Here is a 310-nt window from a genome sequence, read left to right as displayed (position 1 = left end):
CCCTACGACCTGCAGGCAGATCACAACTGTCCCCCAACTCACCTTCTCCAAAACGACGACGGCCGCGCATATCACTAAACCCCTTAAGAGCCGCGTTCACCGATTGCACATTCGCTTTGTAGGTATCATCACTCCCCGTCAATGCTTCTGAACGATAAAGGACGTTTAGCGGACGTGTCTCTTCGCCCATGGTTGCCAGCGGCGATGCGACACTGTCGAGACTTACAGCGAGGTGTGTAGGTAAGGGGGTGGCTATTAACGCATTAGCAATATTAGTCTTGCACGGTAATGCCAATGTGACTGGTACTTT

The 310-nt window shown here is 51.9% G+C and carries 1 pseudogene; it reads right to left on the bottom strand.

The annotated features are described in order from the left end of the window. Nucleotides 1-310, bottom strand: a pseudogene (gene murF / locus CWC02_RS20805) (UDP-N-acetylmuramoyl-tripeptide--D-alanyl-D-alanine ligase); the annotation flags it as partial.

The sequence above is a fragment of the Pseudoalteromonas sp. S2721 genome, assembly GCF_005887425.1.
Lineage (GTDB): Bacteria > Pseudomonadota > Gammaproteobacteria > Enterobacterales > Alteromonadaceae > Pseudoalteromonas > Pseudoalteromonas simplex.
This window is presented reverse-complemented; position numbering and strand designations above follow the sequence as displayed.